Annotated in this window: 1 protein-coding gene; it reads left to right on the top strand. The window is 71.0% G+C overall.

Annotated elements, in window-relative coordinates; genetic code table 11:
* Positions 1-3,412: indolepyruvate ferredoxin oxidoreductase family protein (locus tag PKE44_RS16650; RefSeq protein ID WP_324553480.1), on the top strand; the 3,412-nt coding region annotated here is incomplete at its 5' end.
* Positions 3,413-3,454: the final 42 nt, after the last annotated feature.

A 3,454-nucleotide genomic window follows, 5' to 3' on the forward strand; every position in this document is an offset into this window, starting at 1 on the left:
ATCGGGGCGCGTGTATCTGAACGGCACCCAGGCCCTGGTGCGCCTGCTGCTGATGCAGCGCGCCCGCGACCGCCTGCACGGCCTGAACACCGCCGGCTTCGTCTCCGGCTACCGCGGCTCGCCGCTCGGCGGCCTCGATCAGGCGCTCTGGGGCGCGAAGCGGTTTCTGGAACGCGACGGCATCGTGTTCAAGCCCGGGCTGAACGAGGATCTGGCCGCGACCGCGGTCTGGGGCACGCAGCAGGTCGGGCTGTTTCCGGGCGCGAAGCACGAGGGCGTGTTCGCGATGTGGTACGGCAAGGGGCCGGGGGTCGACCGTTCCGGCGACGTGTTCAAGCACGGCAACCTGTTCGGCAGCGCCGCCAAGGGCGGCGTGCTCGCGATCGCCGGCGACGATCACGCCTCGAAGTCCTCGACGCTGCCGCACCAGAGCGAATACGCGTTCATGGACGCGATGATCCCGGTGCTGAATCCGGCCGGCGTGCAGGAGATCCTCGATCTCGGTGTGTTCGGCTGGGAGCTGTCGCGCTACTGCGGCGCCTGGGTGGCGATGAAGACCATCGCCGAGACGGTCGACTCGTCGGCGAGCGTCACCGTCGATCCGGAGCGCATGCACATCGTGCTGCCGGAGGGCTTTGAATTCCCGCCCGAGGGCGTGCACGGGCGCTGGCCGACCCGGCCGCTGGAGCAGGAGTTCATCCACCAGAAGTACCGGCTGTACGCGGCGCTCGCCTTCGTGCGCGCCAACCGGCTCGATCGCATCGTGCTCGACAGCGACGCGCCGCGCTTCGGCATCGTCACGACCGGCAAGAGCTATCTCGACGTGATGCAGGCGCTCGATGATCTCGGCATCGACGCGGCCGAGGCCGGGCGCATCGGCCTGCGCGTCTACAAGGTCGGCATGAGCTGGCCGCTGGAGCGCGACGGCGTGCGCGCGTTTGCGCAGGGGCTGGAGGAGATCCTGGTCGTCGAGGAAAAGCGCGCGGTCATCGAGAACCAGTTCAAGGAGCAGCTCTACAACTGGCGCGAGGACGTGCGCCCGCGCGTGATCGGCAAGTTCGACGAGCAGCGCGAATGGATCCTGCCCTCGACCGGCGAGCTGACGCCGGCGCAGATCGCGCGCGTGATCGCGCGGCGCATCGGGCGCTTCTACACCTCGAAGCGCATCGAGCAGCGGCTGGCCTTCCTGGAGGCGAAGGAGGCCGCGCTCGCGAAACCGCGGCCGACGCTCGATCGCGTGCCGCACTTCTGCTCGGGCTGCCCGCACAACACCTCGACGCGCGTGCCCGAAGGCAGCCGGGCGATGGCCGGCATCGGCTGTCACTACATGGTCACGTGGATGGACCGTGCGACCGACACCTTCACGCAGATGGGCGGGGAGGGCGTGACCTGGATCGGGCAGGCGCCGTTCACCGACACGCCGCACGTGTTCCAGAACCTCGGCGACGGCACCTACTTCCACTCGGGCCTGCTCGCGATCCGCGCCGCGATCGCCGCGCAGGTCAACATCACCTACAAGATCCTCTACAACGATGCGGTCGCGATGACCGGCGGCCAGCACGTCGACGGCTCGCTGAGCGTCGCGCAGATCACGCACCAGCTATACGGCGAGGGCGTGCGCCGCCTCGCCGTGGTCTCCGACGAGCCCGGCAAGTACCGCAACCGCGGTGCCTTCGCCGACGGGGTCACCTTCCACCACCGCGATGCGCTCGATGCGCTGCAGCGCGAGCTGCGCAGCGTGCCCGGCACCAGCGTGCTGATCTACGACCAGACCTGCGCGGCCGAGAAGCGCCGCCGGCGCAAGCGCGGGCTGATGCCGGATCCGCCGCGGCGGGTGTTCATCAACGCGGCGGTCTGCGAGGGCTGCGGCGACTGCAGCGTGCAGTCGAACTGCCTGTCGGTCGTGCCGCTCGAGACCGGATTCGGTCGCAAGCGCGCGATCGACCAGTCGAACTGCAACAAGGACTACTCCTGCCTGAACGGCTTCTGCCCGAGCTTCGTGACCGTGCACGGCGCGAAGCTCCGCGGCAACCGCACGGCGCTGGCGGCCGATGACTGGTCGCTGGCGCTGCCCGAACCCGGCCTGCCGGCGCTCACCGAGCCCTGGGGCATCGTCATCACCGGCGTCGGCGGCACCGGTGTCGTGACCATCGGCGCGCTGCTCGGCATGGCCGCGCACCTCGAAGGCAAGGGTGTGAGCGTGCTCGACATGACCGGGCTCGCGCAGAAGTACGGCGCCGTGGTCTCGCACGTGCGCATCGCCGCGCAGCCCGAAGCCATCCACGCCGTGCGCATCGCCGCCGGCGGCGCCCGGCTGCTGCTCGGCTGCGACTACGTCGTCGCCGCCGGCAGCGAGGCGCTCTCCAAACTCGATCCGCAGCACTCGCACGCGATCATCAATGCCCATCAGGCGATGCCGGCGCGCTTCGTGCGCGAGCCGGACCTGAACTTCCCGGACGAGGCCATGCGCACGGCGATCCGCGAGGCCGCCGGCGATGCCGAGTTCATCGATGCGACCGCGCTCGCCACCGGCCTGTTCGGCGATGCGCTGGCGAGCAACCTGTTCCTGCTCGGCTTCGCCTGGCAGCGCGGGCGCGTGCCGCTGTCGGGGGAGGCGATCCTGCGCGCGATCGAGCTCAACGGCGCGGCGGCCGAGGCCAACCGGGCCGCGTTCCTGTGGGGGCGGCGCGCCGCGATCGACGAGGCTGCGGTGCGCCGGCGCGCGCTGCCGGCGGCGGTCAGCGAGCTGAAGCGCGCGCCGACGCTCGACGAGTGGATCGGACAGCGTGCGGCCTTTCTCGGCGAATACCAGGATGCGGACTGGGCCGCGCGCTACCGCGACCTCGTCGCTCGCGTGCGCAGCGCCGAAGCCGGCCTCGGCAGCGAGACGCTGACGAGGACCGTCGCGCAGGTGCTGTTCCGGCTCATGAGTTACAAGGACGAATACGAGGTCGCGCGCCTGTACGTCGATGCCGGCTTCCGCGCCAGCCTCGATGCCGTGTTCGAGCCCGGCTACACGCTCGGTTTCCACCTCGCGCCACCGCTGTTCGCGAAGCGCGATCCGCACACCGGCCTGCCGGTGAAGCAGACCTTCGGGCCGTGGCTGATGCGCGTGTTCGGCTGGCTCGCGCAGGGCCGGAGGCTGCGCGGCACCTGGCTCGATCCCTTCGGCTGGACCGCCGAACGGCGCGGCGAGCGCCGGCTGATCGGCGAGTACGAACAGCTCGTCGACGAACTGCTGGGCGGGCTGAGCCGGGAGCGCCTGACGCTCGCCGTCGAGATCGCCGGGCTGCACGGTCAGGTCCGGGGCTTCGGCCACGTCAAGGCCAGGGCGCTGGCCGAAATGCGCGGGCGCCTCGATGAGCGCCTCGGCGTCTGGCGCCGGCCGCAGGCCAGCGCGCGGGCGGCCTGAGTCCGCGCCGCTCATGCCGCTCCGCCGCCGGCGCGCTGGCCT

The sequence above is a fragment of the Plasticicumulans sp. genome (assembly GCF_035331805.1).
In the GTDB taxonomy this organism is placed as follows: Bacteria; Pseudomonadota; Gammaproteobacteria; order Competibacterales; family Competibacteraceae; genus Plasticicumulans.